Below are 14246 nucleotides of genomic sequence, written 5' to 3'. Positions count from 1 at the left end.
GGACAAGGCAGCGGCGGCGGAACTTGCGCTTCAGGGTCAAGTTTCGGCGCGTCGGGCCGATAAAGCAAACAGAGGTAAATCATGGGCTCCAATATTTTCTCGATCGGCGTGAGCGGACTGAATGCGGCTCAAACGGCTTTGTCGGTAACCGGCAACAACATCGCCAACGTCTCCACGCCGGGGTACAACGTTCAATACATCACTCAGGCCGGCCGCACGCCGCAATATGAGGGTTTCGGCTTCCTGGGGCAGGGCGTGGACGTTACCAATGTGCTGCGCACCTATGACAAATTCTTGTCCGGTCAGGTGCAAACCGCGCAGACCAACAGCAGCTATTACAGCACCCAGGTCAAGCAACTGAATCAGATCAACAATCTGATGGCGTCGACCGACGTGTCCATCCTCCCCGCCTTGCAGGATTTCTTCGGCGCGATGCAGACGCTGTCGCAGCAGCCGGACGCCATTCCCAGCCGGCAGACCGTGTTGAACATGGCTCAGGCCTTGAGCACCAAGTTCGCCACCATCGACGGACAGCTACAACAGCTGCAGTCCGGCGCCAACGGCCAGATCAAGACCACGGTGGACAGCATCAACGCGCTGGCCACGCAGATCGCCAGCCTCAATACCGAAATCGCCGCATTGACCGGCGGCAATCAGCTGAGCGCGCAGCCCAATACGCTGATGGACCAGCGCGATCAGGCTATGCTGGAGCTGAACAAGTTGGTCAGCGCCAAGGCGGTGCCGCAGGCGGATGGCACTTACTCGGTGTATATCGGCAACGGCCAGACCCTGGTGACCGGCGGTCAGACCAACACCCTGGCCACCCAGCCGCTGCCCAGCGATCCCACCACCTTGCAATTGGTGTTCAACAATCCCAACGGCACGGTGACGGCGATTCCGAACAATCTGGTTTCCGGCGGCCAGCTGGGTGGTTTGCTGAACTTTCGCGATGGTCCCCTGCTGCAGGCTCGGCAGCAGTTGGGCACGATGGCGATCAATTTTTCCGCTTCAATCAATTATCAGAATCAACTGGGCGTGGACAATACCGGCGGAGCCGGCCAACCCATTTTCAACGATCTGAGCGGCTACGCCTCCAATCCGCAGAATGCGGCCAGCAATCTGCAAGTACTGATGGGCGACCCCAATAAGTTGGCCACCGCGTCCAATATGGTGTCCACTGGCGGTGCCGGCGGCAACGGCGTCACCATGAGCGGCGTGTGGGCCACGCTGCCGGGCGGTTACGCGGGCAGCATCAATAGCGTCCCGCCGGTTTTTCCCGGCACCGGTACCCATCCGTCCATCGGCATGACCGGGATGACCGTTACCGCCGCCGGCAGTCCGGCGACGATGACCGCCACCATCACCGGCCCCAACGGCGGCGGACCTTACAATGTGGTTCCGGTGGGCGGTGGTGCCAGCAACAGCTTCAAGTTGCAGACAACGGCGGTGCCGCCGGTGGACGTGGGTGTCAGCTTTCAGCTGTCCGGCGCGCCGATCAACGGCCAGACTTTTACCGTGGGGCCGGCCCCGGCCGGCACCAAGCCGCCGCCGGGCGACAACACCAATTTGCGCGAGTTGCTGGCGCAGCAGAACCTTAAGCTGGTGGGCAATCAGTCCTATGGTTCCTATTATTCGACGCTGGTGGCTTCGGTGGGCAATCAGACCAATACCGCGCAATTGCAGTCCGCGGCCATGCTGAATACGTTGAAGCAGACCACGGAAAGCCTGTCCAACGTCACCGGGGTGAGCCTGGATCAGGAGGCGGCCAATCTGATCAAGTATCAACAGTCCTATCAGGCGTGCAGCAAGGTGATACAGGTGGCGCAAACCACCTTCTCCAGCATTCTGAACCTGATGGGCTAAGGAGAGACCGATGCGTATCAGCTCCAACAACATTTATCAGTCCGGCCTGAACAATATGCAGAGCTTGCAGGCCAGCATTTACAAGCTCACGATGCAGATCGACAATCAGCAGCGGGTGGTGACGCCGGCCGACGATCCGGTGGCCGCGGCGCGCATTCTGCTGATCAGTCAGTCGCAGGGCCAGAACAGCCAGTACATCAGCAATACCCAGGCAGTGAGCTCTTGGCTGTCGCTGTCCGAGACCGCGATTAAAAGTTCGTCGGACCTGATGGCCAGCATGAAGAGCCTGGCGATTTCCGCCGGCAGCGGCGCCTTGAGCCCAACCGAGCTGCAGGCGATTCAGAAGCAGTTGCAGGAGGGCATTACCGAGTTGACGACCTACGCCAACTCCACGGACGGCCGCGGCAATTATCTGTTCAGCGGCAACAAGACCGATACGCTGCCTTTCGCAGTCAGCCTGTCGGCGGTGCCGCCGGCTTCGTATCTGGGCGATACCGGCCAGCGCAGTGTACAGATCAGCGCCTCGCAGCAGATGACGATTTCCGATCCGGGCAGCACGGTGTTCGGCACGCCGGGCGGCAGCGCCACCGCGGCCTTCGATGGCCTGATTCAGCTGAACACCCTGTTGGGCCAGAATCCAAAGCCAGCCAACTTCGGAACCCAGTTGAACAGCGCGATCAACGCCATCGACTCGGCTCAGCAGCAGATGTCGCTAGCGTTGGCGTCCATCGGCGCTCGCGGCCAGCAGAACGACAATATGCAGAATGTAGGGGGCAGCCTGAAATTGCAGTACGCCAGCAGCATTGGCGATTTGCAGGATCTGGACATGCCGCAGGCGATCTCTGATTTCACCTTGGCGCAGACCTCGTTGAAATACAGCCAGCTGACCTATAACAAGGTGACTCAGCTCTCGCTGTTCAACTATATCTCCTGACCGGCGTCCGCCGGATACGACAAAGGCCGCGCAAGCGGCCTTTGTCGTTGGCGCGGGCCGGGTTCAGCCGTAGACGTCTACCTGGCTGACGCGGCCGGCGCGGCCGTCTTCGGTCAGATAGACGCCGGAACGGCGGATGTCGGCTTGGGATTGATTGTCGGCGTTCTTGATGCTGAACGGACTGTCCACGCTGGGCAGCAGGATGGCGCCGATGCCCAATTCCTTCAAGCCCATCAACTGGTCCTTGTCGCCGTCGCGGCCGGACCAGAGCTTCAATTGCGCGAACGCGGCGTCGCCGTCGTCCAGCACGCCGTCGCCGTTGCCGTCCAGCTTGGCCAGATCGGCGAAGCCGTTGCCTGATTGGGTGCCGAACAATTCCTTGCCATCATTGATCTTGCCGTCGCCGTTGCGGTCCAGGGCCAGCCAGCCGCCGTTGTTGATGAAGGGCAGCTGGGTTTGCTTGCCGTTGCTTTGCAGGTCGAAGCTGACGCTGGCGCCGCTGAAGCTGCCGGCGTCGTTGCCCAGACTGAGCATCAGCGGGTCGGTGGCCTTGCCGTTGCCAAACTGTATCGTGCTGCTGCTGTGGTATTCGAAGCTGCGGCTCATTTGCACGTCCAGCGCGAAATTGAACTCGCGTCCGTCTTGGGTCTTGATCGAACCCTTGGCCGAAAACGCCAGGCTTTCGCTTTCCTGATAGTCAACGGTTTGTTTGAGTTCGCCGCCGGCGCGCGCTTGCTGCGACTGCGGGACAGAGGACTGGCCGGATCGCGCGGGGCGCGAGTCGGCGGATGGTTCATCTTGGCCGTCGTCTCTTTGCAAAGTGCCGTCAACAACCTTGAACTTGACGCCCAGCACCTTTTCCAGAATGTCCTTGATCAGCCCCAGCATCGGCGTCATGCCATCGGCGAAGGCCTTGTCCTTGGCGCTGGCGTTGACGCCGTCGGAGCTTAGGCTGACGTCGGAGGAGGGTTTGGCCGGAGGGGAGGACGGGGGCAGCTGCGCCCAGGTGCGGCTTTGTTGTTGAACGCTGAGACTTTGGCTGAAGCTGTATTGGCTGCTCATCGACAGCGCCATGGACGCGACTCGCATTGCAGACTCCGGAACAGGAAGTGTAGGTGAACTGATATCGTCAATCCGGAGGGAAACTTGATGGCGTGGAAACACCTAGCCGGCGGGCCGGCCGGGCGATAGGCCTTAATTGCGCGCGGGCTGGATGCTGAGGGTTTCGATATGGTCGATCTGCATGATTTCGCGCGACAGGTCCACGACATTGATCAGGTCGCGCCGGTTTTGCGCGGAGACCAGAAAGCTCCATTCGGTGGCGTCCGGGCCGGCGTTCAGCGCGATGCTGTCCTCGTGCAGACGCACGCCGAAGCGAAGCAGACCGGCGCTGAGCGTCTGCACCGTCCATTGGTATTCCGGCTTGAAGCGGATGACGATGAACAGGCTGAAGCGGCGCGGCAAGCGGTTCTCCATCTGATTGATGGAGAGCATGCACAGCACGCACAGCAAAGTAATGGCGATGGCGGCGGCGTAGAAACCGACGCCGACCAGGATGCCGATCACAGAGGACATCCAGATCGAGGCGGCGGAGGTGAGGCCGCTGATGCTCAGCCCTTCCTTCATGATCATGCCGGCGCCCAGGAAGCCGACGCCGGTCAGGACGCCTTGGGCCACCCGGGTCATGTCGCCATGGGTCATGTCGGGATAGAGGCCGCCGTACCAGTAGCCGGAATAACCGACGATGCTGATGGCCGCGGCGGAGGCCATGGATACCAGGCCATAGGTGCGCATGCCGGCGGCGCGGCCGTTGAACCAGCGCTCGTAACCCATCAGGCAACCCAGCAGCAGGCCGCCGAACAGGTTTAGCGTGATGAGCAGATTGATTTCCCACTTGGGGGTAGACCAGTACTGAGCGATCAGCTCGGAAAAGGATAGTGCCATGGGGGCTCCGGCGATGCGTTAACGCAGAGAATGAATCGACGATAGCAAGTTGCGGGGGCGGTGGCTACTGGCTTTAAGGCGCCGCGTGGCCAAGCCGCGGGGGCTGGAGCGGTCCGATTGATGATGGCGTGAATTGTCGTCGATGCGGAGCGAAGCATGGTCGATGTGATTTTTCACATTTCAATTGAGCTTAAGTTTGCCTCTCCGCCGCCGCCTTGTGATGGTGACGGCAGCGATGCCGGACCAACCAACCTGACTTCTGGAGCAAAAGCTATGCTGAGCCTGCACACCAATATCGCCGCACTGAACACCAAGTCCAACCTGACCGGCACCCAAACCGCGCTGTCCACCTCGATGACCCGTCTGGGCACCGGCTTCCGCATCAACTCCGCAATGGACGACGCCGCCGGCCTGCAGATCGCCACCCGTCTGGACGCGCAAAGCCGCGGCATGCAAGTGGCGATGAAGAACGCGCAGAACGGCATCTCCATGCTGCAAACCGCCGAAGGCGCGCTGAACGAAGTGTCCAACATCCTGCAGCGCATGAAGGACCTGTCCACCGAAGGCGCCAACGCCACCTCCACCAAGGCCGACAAGAGCGCGATGCAGTCCGAATTCGCCGAACTGGGCAAGGAACTGACCAACATCATGAAGAACACCTCCTTCGGCGGCGAGAAACTGCTGCAAGGCGGCAAGCTGACCGATGAGATGAAGTTCCAGATCGGCGCGTCGGCCGACGAATCCATGACGGTGAACATGAAGGACGGCATGACCGCGCTGAACAATGCGCTGGGCAGCGTTTCCAAGACCTTCTTCAAGGATGACGCCGCCGGCACCGCCTACGCCGCCGCTGTCAAGACCGCTACCGATGCGATGCCGGCCCTGGTGACCGCGACCGACACCGCCAAAGCCGCTTACGACGCCGCTCCGACCGATGCAACCAAGAAAACCGCTTACGAAACCGCGCTGAAGGCACAGCAAGACGGCCAGGCCGCGGTAGATAAGGCCACCAATGGCGACGAAATCGGCAAGACCGACACCATCAACACCATCCAGGCCGCTCTGGATTCGGTAGGTTCGGTTCGCTCCTCCCTGGGCGCCAACGCCAACCGTCTGGACCACGTGAACAACAACCTGGCCAACGTCAACAACAACACCCTGGCCGCCAAGGGTCGTATCATGGATACCGACTACGCCAACGAAAGCGCCAGCATGACTTCCAAGCAAATGCTGATGCAAGCCGGCACTTCCATGCTGAAGCAAAGCGGCAGCATGAGCAGCCTGGCCATGTCCCTGCTGCAGTAATTTACGATTCAGCGTCGATCCGGCGCGTATCCAAAGCCAGCTGCGTATGCGGCTGGCTTTTTTTGCGTCATGCGAGTGGTTTTTTTGAAGGAGCACGGCTATTTCAATCCGAGCGATCACGGCGGCGACCCCGGTCACGCCGAGCGCGCCGATTTCGAACGGCGCGCAGCCGGGCGCGGAGCTTGCGCCGGGCCGGGAGTGGCAGGCCGTGTTGAGCCCGGGCGCGGACGGTCGCCCGCTATTGAGCGGCGAAGGCATTCTGCTGAACCTGCCGGCTTGGCCGCAAGGCGCGACGGAGTTGACGCCCGGCACAGTGTTGAAAGTGCTGGTGCTAGCCACGCAGCCGCGACTCCAGCTGTCGCTGGTGCTGGAAAAGCCGGACAAGGACGGCGGCGACGAAGCGCCGGCGCGAGCCTGGCAACTGGAGCAGGCTGCGATGCCGAAGCTGGCGAAACCGCTGCCGACTGCGGCTGAACTGGCTCAATCCTGGCGACAGGCTTTGTTGGGACGGCTGACTCAGGCCGCGACTCAGTTTCAGCAGGCGGGTGGCAATCATCTGCCGGGCGCTTTGTTGCAACAGCTGCCGGAACTGGCTCTGGCCGGCGTCAGACAGGCCACTGGCGAGCCGCCCTTGCCGCTGACCTTGCCGTTTTGGCTCTGGGGCGGTCCGACGCTGGCATTGAGCGTCGAGGATGCGCTGGAGCGCGAGTCCGAGCCGGAGCTGGACGACTTGGACCTGCTGCTGTGGCTGACGGCGCCGGGAATCGGCGCATTCTGCCTGCGCATCCGGCGGGTGGCGGCCGGGGTGGCTTTGGCTTTTGTGGCGGAGGCCGACGTGTGCCGCGCTTTGCGTCGGCGTCTGCCGGAGATTGAGGCCGCGGCCGAGAGAGGCGGCGGCAAGCTGGCAGCTTGCCTGATCGGCGAGCGCATGCCATGGAACGGACTGGCGATCAGCCGGCATGGTGCGACGGGTTTGCAGGCGCAGCGTCTGTCGCCGCTGTTGTTCGCCGTGGCGGCGGAAGTGGCCGGCCAATTGCTGGCGGGGGGCGGCGCGGCGCTTTGATCCGGCCGTGGTCTATAGTGGGTCCATGTTGCGCCTTCTTATACTGCTCCTGTGTCTGCTGAGCGTGGAGTCCGCCATCGCCGGCTCCGCGGTCATAGGTGCTGACGCTCCGCAAGCGCGGGACAACCCGGCGCGGGAGTGGGTCGAGTGGGACGGCCCCGTCAGCGGTCCGGCGGCACAGCCTGGCCGCAGCGTCTGGTTTTTGGCCTCGGATCTGCGCAACGGCGGCGTGGTTGGGGTCTACCGGGGTTTGGCCGAGGCCGGACGTTTGTTGGGCTGGCGCTTGACGCTGCTGGACGGTCAGGGGCAGCGGAGTTCGCTGCTCCAGTTTCTGGAGAGAGCGCAGCGGGAACGGCCGGCCGCCGTGGCCTTGGGGGGCTTCGACGCTCAGGAGTTTCTGCCGCAGATTCAACGTCTGCATGCGCAGGGCGTGACTGTGCTTGGCTGGCATGCCGGCGACAAACCCGGACCCTTGCCCGGCTTGTTGTTCACCAATATCACCACCAGCCCGTTGGCCGCGGCGCAAGCCGCCGCCGACTACATCGTGGCCAGCAGCCGCGGTCCGATCGGCGTGGTGTTGTTCACCGATAGCCGTTTTGCCATCGCCACCGCCAAAACCAGGCAGGCGGTGCGGCAACTGCAAGCTTGCCAGCGCTGCAAGGTTTTGGCGGTGGAGGACATTTCGCTGGCCCAGGTCCAGCAGGAGCTGCCGGATAAGGTGACCGAGTTGTATCAGCGCCACGGCAAGGCCTGGACCCACAGCATAGGCATCAACGACTTGTATTACGATTCCATCGGCCACCCGCTGGGGAAGCTGAACGCCTCCGTCGTGAATATCTCATTGGGAGACGGCTCGCTGAGCGCGATGAGGCGGATTCGAGCGGGCTTGATGCAGGAAGCGACCATCGCCGAACCCTTGCACCTGCATGGTTGGCAGATGGCCGACGAGCTAAACCGGGCCTTTGCCGGTCAGCTGCCCAGCCTTTACGTCACCCAGCCTCATTTGCTGGTCAAGCAGACGATACGCGATAGTTATCTGAGTATCGGTTACGACCCGGACAACGGCTACCGCCGCGCCTATGCGGCCATCTGGTTTCCGCTGCATTGATTTGCCGGGCGTCGCATGTTTAACTGGCGCCAAATCAACGCATTGTCATTTCCCATGGTTTCCTCAATTTCCGCGCAAGTATTGGTCCACTTGGTCTTGGGCTCCTTGTTATTGCCGCCGCTGAACATGTTGCTGCTGATGTCGCTAGGACTGTGGCTGCGTCGCCGTTGGCGACGCTTGGGGGCCTGCCTGCTGATGTTAGGCATGGCGGGCTTGTACGTCCTGAGCACGCCGATGACGGCGATGTGGCTGAACCGGAGCCTGGAACGTTATCCGGTGATTAGCACCGAGCAACTGAGCCGGGTGGAAGCTATTGTGGTGTTGTCCGGCGGCAAGAAGCCGGCGCCAGAATACGGCGGGATGGAGCCCGGCGCGGATTCGTTGGCGCGGCTGCGTTACGCCGCGCGGTTGGCGCGTCAAAGCGGCAAGCCGATCCTGCTGACAGGCGGCGCGCCGATGGGCGGAGAAGCGGAGGCTGAGGTGATGGCTAGGGTCCTGCGCGAGGAATACGGTATTGTCCCGCGTTGGGTGGAGGCGCGTTCCAACACCACGTTGGAAAACGCCCGATATTCCGCCGGCCTGTTGCACGCGGCCGGGGTCAAGCGGATTGCGTTGGTCAGCCAGAGCTGGCATTTGCGCCGGGCCTTGCCGTTTTTCCAGCGTCAGGCTCTGGACGTGACAGCCGCGCCAACCGCCTTCATCCGTTACGATGGAGGCGGCGTGGCCTGGTTGCTGCCCAGCGGGCGGGCGATGCAGGAATGTCACGCCGCGCTGCGGGAATGGCTGGGCATGTTGTTTTACTGGATGAAAGGGGAGTAGGCCGATGTCGGAGCCATTCGCCGCGTCCCTACCCGCGACCGGGAGGCATAGGGTCGATCAACGCTTCTGGCGCGATGCGGCTTTGCCGCAGTTCGAGGCTCGCTCTGTGGCCGATGGACGCCGCGTCTGTTACGCCAGACACGCGCACGAGACGTTTTCCATCGGCGTCATCACCGCGGGCGCCTGCGACTACTTCAACGGCAAAGTGCGCCGCAGCGAGCGAGGCTCCCTGGTGTTGATGAATCCGGGCGATATTCATGCCTGCAATCCCGTGGCGGGGCAGGCCTGGTCCTATCGCATGCTGTATGTGGACGTCGCCTGGCTCGGCGGCTTGCAGCAAACGCTTGGTCTGGATCAGAGTGGCGGCTTTCGTCCCTTTGGCGACGCGGCGAGCCGGGACCCGCGTTTGTTCGCCGGCTTCAACGCTTTGTTCGACTTGCTGTGCGCGGAGGGGCGGGAGCTTCTGGAGAAGGACGCGGCGGCTACGGCTTTTTTCGGCGGCGCGCACAGAGTCTTGGGCTTGGCCGTCGAACCGGCGGCGGAGTCGAGCCAGCGTTTGGCGCGCGCGGCGGAGTATATCGCGGCGCATTGCGACCAGACTTTGCGCCTGGAGGACATCTGCGCGGCGGCGGACTTGTCGGCCTCCTATCTGATTCGCGCGTTCAAACGGCGTTACGGGGTCACGCCTCACGACTTTTTGCTGAATCAGCGGGTGCAGCTGGCGCGGCGGCTGGTGCGCGGCGGGCTGCCCTTGGCGCAAGTGGCGCAGGCCGCCGGTTTTTCCGACCAGGCCCATCTGCATAAAATCTTCAAACAGTATGTCGCCGCCACGCCGGGGCAGTACCGCGCCGGCTCAGTTCAGCAAGCCCAACGCGCTTAGCCCCAGTAATAAAGCCATTGTCTGATTGAAGAGGCGCAGCCGCCTGGGCGACTCCAGCTTTTGCCCTAGCCAGGCCCCGGCCACCACCCAGCAGCCGACTGAGACGTAGCAAATCAGAAAGTAGAGCGCGGCGAAGCGCCATAACGCCGTCGCGTCTTGGCCGGAGGTGAACGCCGCGCAGCCCGCCAGCGCCGCGATCCAGGCCTTGGGGTTCAACCATTGAATCGCCGCGCCGCGCCACCAGCTTGGCCGAGCGCCGTTCTTGTCCATATCCAGCGTGCCGTCGCTGCGAGCCAATTGATACGCCATATAGAGCAAGAAGGTCACGCCGGCCCACTGCAGCGTCTGGGTTAGCGCCGGCCATTGTCGCAAGGTCTGCTCCAGACCCAGTCCGGTCAGTAATAGAAGCAGGGTGAAGCCGGCGGTGGCACCGCCAACATGGCGCATGCCCGCGCGCGCGCCGTAGCGAGCGCCGCAGCTGAGCGCGACGAGGTTGACCGGGCCCGGCGTGATGGAGGCGGCCAGCGCGAAGCCGGTCATGGCGAGAGTCTGATTCATGATGTCTCCTGACGGTGGGTAGCGCGGCGGCCGGATATCCGCCTTTGGCTGTTGCGGACAAAGTAGCCGGGCCGGGGAGGGACGTATTGTAGAAAATTGCCCCGGCTGTCGCATTGATCAAAAAATGCCTTTGACATTACGTGTTTGATGTAATACCAATCAAATACCAGCTTGCGTCCAATCCGGCATCCGCCGGCAGCGCGTGCTGTCGTATCGCAAAGGAGGATGCCGCATGTACTCGAAGGGGAAAGCCATGCTGTTGGCGCCGGTATGCGCAATGATGTTGGGCGCTGGGCCGGTCTTGGCCGCCGCGTGTCCGGATTGGAGAGAGGGCTCAACTTACCAGGCGGGCGATGTGGCGGCTTATGCGGCGGCCAATTTCACCGCGCGCGCGACGCATACCGCTTATGTGGGCACCAATTGGAATCCGCCGGCCACGCCCACGCTGTGGCAGGCTGGAGGAAGCTGCGGCGCGGCGCCGGAGCCGACGCCGTCCCCAGGGCCATCGCCATCTCCGGGCCCGTCCGCGCCGTTCGCCAAGCATGCGCTGGTCGGGTATTGGCATAATTTCACCAATCCCAGCGGCGATACCTATCCGCTCAGCCAGGTTAGCGACGATTGGGATGTGATCGTCGTCGCCTTCGCCGACGATGCCGGCAACGGCAATCTCAGCTTCACGCTGGATCCCAAGGCCGGTTCCGAGACGCAGTTCATCCAGGATGTTCGCGCCAAGCAGGCCAAAGGCAAGAAGGTGGTGCTGTCGCTGGGCGGGCAGAATGGCTCGGTCACGCTGAACACTTCGGTGCAGGCGCAGAATTTCGTCAATAGCCTCTACGCCATCATCGTCAAATTCGGCTTCGACGGCATCGATCTGGATCTGGAAAGTGGTGTGTCGCAGGGCGCGCCCATCATCAGCAACCTGATTGGCGCGGTGAAACAGTTGAAAACCAAGGTGGGGGCGGGCTTTTACCTGTCGATGGCGCCGGAGCATCCCTATGTTCAGGGCGGCTACGTTGCCTACGGCAGCGTCTGGGGCGCTTATCTGCCTATCATCGACGCCTTGCGCGACGATTTGAGCGTGATTCATGTCCAGTACTACAACAACGGCGGGCTGAACACGCCGTATTCCAACGCCGCCTTGGCGGAGGGCAGCGTGGATATGCTGGTGGGCGGCAGCAAGATGTTGATTGAAGGTTTTCCATTGGCTTACGGTGCTTCGGGCAGTTTCAAGGGCTTGCGGCCGGATAAGGTGGCCTTTGGCGTGCCTTCCGGGCGTAGTTCCGCCAACTCTGGTTTTGTCAGCGCGGATACCGTCATCAAATCACTGGATTGTCTAATGGTGTTGAAGAACTGCGGCGTAGTCAAGCCGAATCAGGCCTACCCGACGTTCCGCGGAGTGATGAGCTGGTCGATCAATTGGGACCGCAAGGACGGCTTCCCATTCTCGAGGCCGGTGGGGGCGTCGCTGCGCGGTCGCAACTGATGCGCGCAAAAAAACCGAGGCGCGACTGCGCCTCGGTTTTGTACGGGTTCGAGCCGTGGCTTACAGCGCCGGCATCGCATAGCCTTCGATTTGGGCGGCGGCCACCAATTGGCCCAGATAGGCCTGCATCGCCTTGTTGCCGGCCATGTCGTTCAGATATTGCTGCAAGCGGTCCTTGATTTCCTCAAAACTCACTTTGCCGCCTTCGTGGCGTTCCTGCACCTGGATGATATGGTAGCCGAACTGGGTCTGCACCAGGTCCGGCGCGATCTGGCCGGCGTCGGTGCTGAATACCGCCTGTTCGAATTCCGGCACCATCTGGCCGCGGCCGAACTGACCCAGGCTGCCGCCTTGTTGGCCGGACGGGCAGGTGGAGTGTTCACGGGCCAGGTCGGAGAAGCGGGCCGGGTTGGCTTTGATTTCCTCCAGTACGCCTTCCGCCTTGGCCTTGGCCAGGCTGCCGGCCAGGCCTTCGCCCAGCGCGAACAGGATGTGGCTGGCCACGGCGGATTCGCCGCTGCTGAAACGCTCTGGGTATTGATTGTAAAACGCCAGGCATGCCGCTTCGTCTACGGCGTCAACCTGCAGCTCTTGTTCCAGCAAGGCGCCGATGGCGGTGCCTTGGTCGGCGGTGTCGATGCCGATGGACTTGGCTTTCTGCAGCAGCAGCTCGCGCAGGATCAGTTCCTGAACGGCGGCATCGTGCGGGTTCGGCGCGTCAGCGTAGTGGGCTTGTTCCGCTTGCACCATATCTTCGGTGATTTCGATGCCGTTGACTCGAATGGTCATGGAGGTTTCCTGTGATGGTAAATGAGGGGGCGCACAAAGGCGGGAAATTTGCGATTAGAAAAGCGTTCGCCGCGCTTGTCAAGAAAGGCTGCCGGCCGCCTTCAGGGCTTTGGAATAAAACACGAAAATTTTAAGAATAATCTTATATTTGCCCGGCGGCGTAGCCGATAGTATACGAGTCATGCCGCTTCAAGGCTGGCATGAGGATTCGGCAAGCGGGTTTTTACTTATTGTTTCAAGCCGCTTGTAGGGCCTTCGATTGAGTTTGCGTTATGTAGACGTCGTCCGTCTGTGCTTTAGTTTTGACGCGCCAAGTTTGTACTTGGACACTTTGTGAATTGAGATCCCCGTTTGGGCCGCCTTTGTGCGGCCTCTTTTTTTTGCTTCGCGTCAGGCGAGTCTATCACGAAAGCATGCGGGCGGCAGCGGTTCGCTCCGCTTTGGATGGAAGGTAAAAAAAGAGCCCCGGTAAGGGGGCTCTGAATTGCACCTTCGCTCAGGTGATCGACGCAGCTGCCGGAGGGCGTGTATCCACAGCGAACAGCGCTTCGATCGTATCAAACCGCCCTCGGGGGAGAGCGAATTCGATGGAGGCAGTATGCGCCTGCCGGCACTGGCCAAATAGAGTGATTATTGGGGGCTTGTGTGACGGGCTGTGATGAAATCGGGGCGGGCTTAACATTTGCGCAATGAATTCGCGCTTTTGTTTTGGAGCGGGGCCGCGGAGCATAAAAAAAGAGCCCCAGATGGGGCCCCAATTTGCACCTTCGCTCAGGAGACCAACGCGCTGGCCAGAAGGGGTAGGTAATTTCCAACAGAACCCGCGCGCTGATCATGCCAGATCAGGACTCTTGCGAGCCCTGGCTGCTGACGGAGACCAGTATGCCGTTTTGTTTCGAAGGCGGATATTTGGATTTGTTGTGTTTTATGTGACGCTATGTGACCCGGAAGGGATTGGCCGTTATCATGCACGCAGTGCAAACCATCATGGCGCGCCGGCCGTGAGTGGTGCTTGATGGACGCCGCGCCGGCCCGCCTTTCAAGGGGAAGAGCGTGGACAAGCATTATCCGGTAATCGACACCCGCAGCATCGTGATGCGTTGGGGAGATATGGATGCCGTCGGGCATTTGAACAATACCTATTATTTCCGTTATCTGGAGCAGATCCGCCTGGATTGGCTGGAGAGCTTGGGGCACGGCATCGATCCTTCCGGCTGCGGGCCGGTGCTGGCGGGCACTTCCTGCGTGTTTCGCAAGGAGATCACTTATCCGGCCACGCTCGACATTACCATCGAATTGGAAAAGCTGGGACGCAGCAGCTTGAAGCTGCGTCACCATTTTTATCGGCGCGACGACCCCGGCGTGGTGTACGCCAGCGGCGAGGTAACGCTGGTGTGGGTGGATTATCAGGCGGGCAAGTCGGTATCCATTCCCGACGATATCCGCGAGGCGGTGGAGACGGCGGCCAAATCCGCCGCCTGAAACTCCCGCCGCTGTTCT

13 protein-coding genes are annotated in these 14246 nt (G+C 61.6%); 9 read left to right on the top strand and 4 right to left on the bottom strand.

What is annotated here, in order from left to right; translation table 11 throughout:
- Positions 1-81 precede the first annotated feature (81 nt).
- Positions 82-1863, top strand: a complete 1782-nt coding sequence (gene flgK / locus B0T39_RS11520; RefSeq protein WP_081546711.1) for a flagellar hook-associated protein FlgK — start codon at positions 82-84, stop codon at positions 1861-1863.
- A 10-nt stretch (positions 1864-1873) separates the two neighbouring features.
- Positions 1874-2797 carry a flagellar hook-associated protein FlgL gene (gene flgL / locus B0T39_RS11515; RefSeq protein ID WP_081546709.1) on the top strand — a complete coding sequence of 308 codons (924 nt, stop codon included), beginning with the start codon at positions 1874-1876 and terminating at the stop codon, positions 2795-2797.
- 63 nt (positions 2798-2860) lie between these two features.
- Here the strand turns inward: flgL and B0T39_RS11510 are convergent, their stop codons facing one another.
- Entirely contained in the window at positions 2861-3886 is a 1026-nt protein-coding gene (locus tag B0T39_RS11510; protein WP_141111195.1) for a hypothetical protein, read from the bottom strand.
- A 105-nt stretch (positions 3887-3991) separates the two neighbouring features.
- Positions 3992-4741, bottom strand: coding sequence for an MgtC/SapB family protein (locus tag B0T39_RS11505; RefSeq protein ID WP_081546705.1), 750 nt, complete (start codon positions 4739-4741; stop codon positions 3992-3994).
- A 273-nt stretch (positions 4742-5014) separates the two neighbouring features.
- On the opposite strand from B0T39_RS11505, the gene B0T39_RS11500 reads away from it, so the two are divergent.
- The 5 genes from B0T39_RS11500 to B0T39_RS11480 all read left to right on the top strand — a co-directional run bounded on the left by B0T39_RS11500 (position 5015) and on the right by B0T39_RS11480 (position 9916).
- Positions 5015-6046 carry a flagellin N-terminal helical domain-containing protein gene (locus B0T39_RS11500; RefSeq protein ID WP_081546703.1) on the top strand — a complete coding sequence of 344 codons (1032 nt, stop codon included), beginning with the start codon at positions 5015-5017 and terminating at the stop codon, positions 6044-6046.
- A gap of 208 nt (positions 6047-6254) precedes the next feature.
- Complete coding sequence (locus tag B0T39_RS11495) at positions 6255-7109, top strand: hypothetical protein (protein WP_141111194.1); 855 nt, start codon at positions 6255-6257, stop codon at positions 7107-7109.
- 25 nt (positions 7110-7134) lie between these two features.
- The gene (locus B0T39_RS11490) at positions 7135-8217 is read left to right on the top strand and encodes a substrate-binding domain-containing protein (RefSeq protein ID WP_081546699.1); all 1083 of its coding nucleotides are present in this window, start codon (positions 7135-7137) and stop codon (positions 8215-8217) included.
- Between the two features lie 54 nt (positions 8218-8271).
- Positions 8272-9036, top strand: a complete 765-nt coding sequence (locus tag B0T39_RS11485) for a YdcF family protein (protein WP_081546799.1) — start codon at positions 8272-8274, stop codon at positions 9034-9036.
- 4 nt (positions 9037-9040) lie between these two features.
- Entirely contained in the window at positions 9041-9916 is an 876-nt protein-coding gene (locus B0T39_RS11480) for an AraC family transcriptional regulator (protein ID WP_081546697.1), read from the top strand.
- Here the strand turns inward: B0T39_RS11480 and B0T39_RS11475 are convergent.
- Positions 9890-10474, bottom strand: a complete 585-nt coding sequence (locus tag B0T39_RS11475) for a LysE family translocator (protein ID WP_081546695.1) — start codon at positions 10472-10474, stop codon at positions 9890-9892. The two genes, B0T39_RS11480 and B0T39_RS11475, sit on opposite strands and share 27 nt — an antisense overlap.
- A 232-nt stretch (positions 10475-10706) precedes the next feature.
- Between B0T39_RS11475 and B0T39_RS11470 the strand changes: the two genes are divergently transcribed.
- Positions 10707-11957 carry a chitinase gene (locus B0T39_RS11470; RefSeq protein WP_081546693.1) on the top strand — a complete coding sequence of 417 codons (1251 nt, stop codon included), beginning with the start codon at positions 10707-10709 and terminating at the stop codon, positions 11955-11957.
- Positions 11958-12017: 60 nt separating this feature from the next.
- Here the strand turns inward: B0T39_RS11470 and B0T39_RS11465 are convergent, their stop codons facing one another.
- Positions 12018-12746 carry a peptidylprolyl isomerase gene (locus B0T39_RS11465; protein WP_081546691.1) on the bottom strand — a complete coding sequence of 243 codons (729 nt, stop codon included), beginning with the start codon at positions 12744-12746 and terminating at the stop codon, positions 12018-12020.
- Between the two features lie 1053 nt (positions 12747-13799).
- On the opposite strand from B0T39_RS11465, the gene B0T39_RS11460 reads away from it, so the two are divergent.
- A complete protein-coding gene (locus tag B0T39_RS11460) occupies positions 13800-14228 on the top strand; it encodes an acyl-CoA thioesterase (RefSeq protein ID WP_081546797.1) in 429 nt (142 codons plus the stop codon).
- The last annotated feature ends 18 nt before the right edge of the window (positions 14229-14246 follow it).

It is taken from the genome of Chromobacterium haemolyticum (genome assembly GCF_002081825.1).
GTDB classification, from domain to species: domain Bacteria; phylum Pseudomonadota; class Gammaproteobacteria; order Burkholderiales; family Chromobacteriaceae; genus Chromobacterium; species Chromobacterium fluminis.
This window is presented reverse-complemented; position numbering and strand designations above follow the sequence as displayed.

Coding starts and splice junctions, on each gene's coding strand:
- B0T39_RS11500 (WP_081546703.1), top strand. CDS start 5,015: ATGCTGAGCCTGCACACCAATATCGCCGCACTGAACACCAAGTCCAAC.
- flgL (WP_081546709.1), top strand. CDS start 1,874: ATGCGTATCAGCTCCAACAACATTTATCAGTCCGGCCTGAACAATATG.
- B0T39_RS11490 (WP_081546699.1), top strand. CDS start 7,135: ATGTTGCGCCTTCTTATACTGCTCCTGTGTCTGCTGAGCGTGGAGTCC.
- B0T39_RS11485 (WP_081546799.1), top strand. CDS start 8,272: ATGGTTTCCTCAATTTCCGCGCAAGTATTGGTCCACTTGGTCTTGGGC.
- B0T39_RS11475 (WP_081546695.1), bottom strand. CDS start 10,474: ATGAATCAGACTCTCGCCATGACCGGCTTCGCGCTGGCCGCCTCCATC.
- flgK (WP_081546711.1), top strand. CDS start 82: ATGGGCTCCAATATTTTCTCGATCGGCGTGAGCGGACTGAATGCGGCT.
- B0T39_RS11510 (WP_141111195.1), bottom strand. CDS start 3,886: ATGCGAGTCGCGTCCATGGCGCTGTCGATGAGCAGCCAATACAGCTTC.
- B0T39_RS11505 (WP_081546705.1), bottom strand. CDS start 4,741: ATGGCACTATCCTTTTCCGAGCTGATCGCTCAGTACTGGTCTACCCCC.
- B0T39_RS11480 (WP_081546697.1), top strand. CDS start 9,041: ATGTCGGAGCCATTCGCCGCGTCCCTACCCGCGACCGGGAGGCATAGG.
- B0T39_RS11470 (WP_081546693.1), top strand. CDS start 10,707: ATGTACTCGAAGGGGAAAGCCATGCTGTTGGCGCCGGTATGCGCAATG.
- B0T39_RS11465 (WP_081546691.1), bottom strand. CDS start 12,746: ATGACCATTCGAGTCAACGGCATCGAAATCACCGAAGATATGGTGCAA.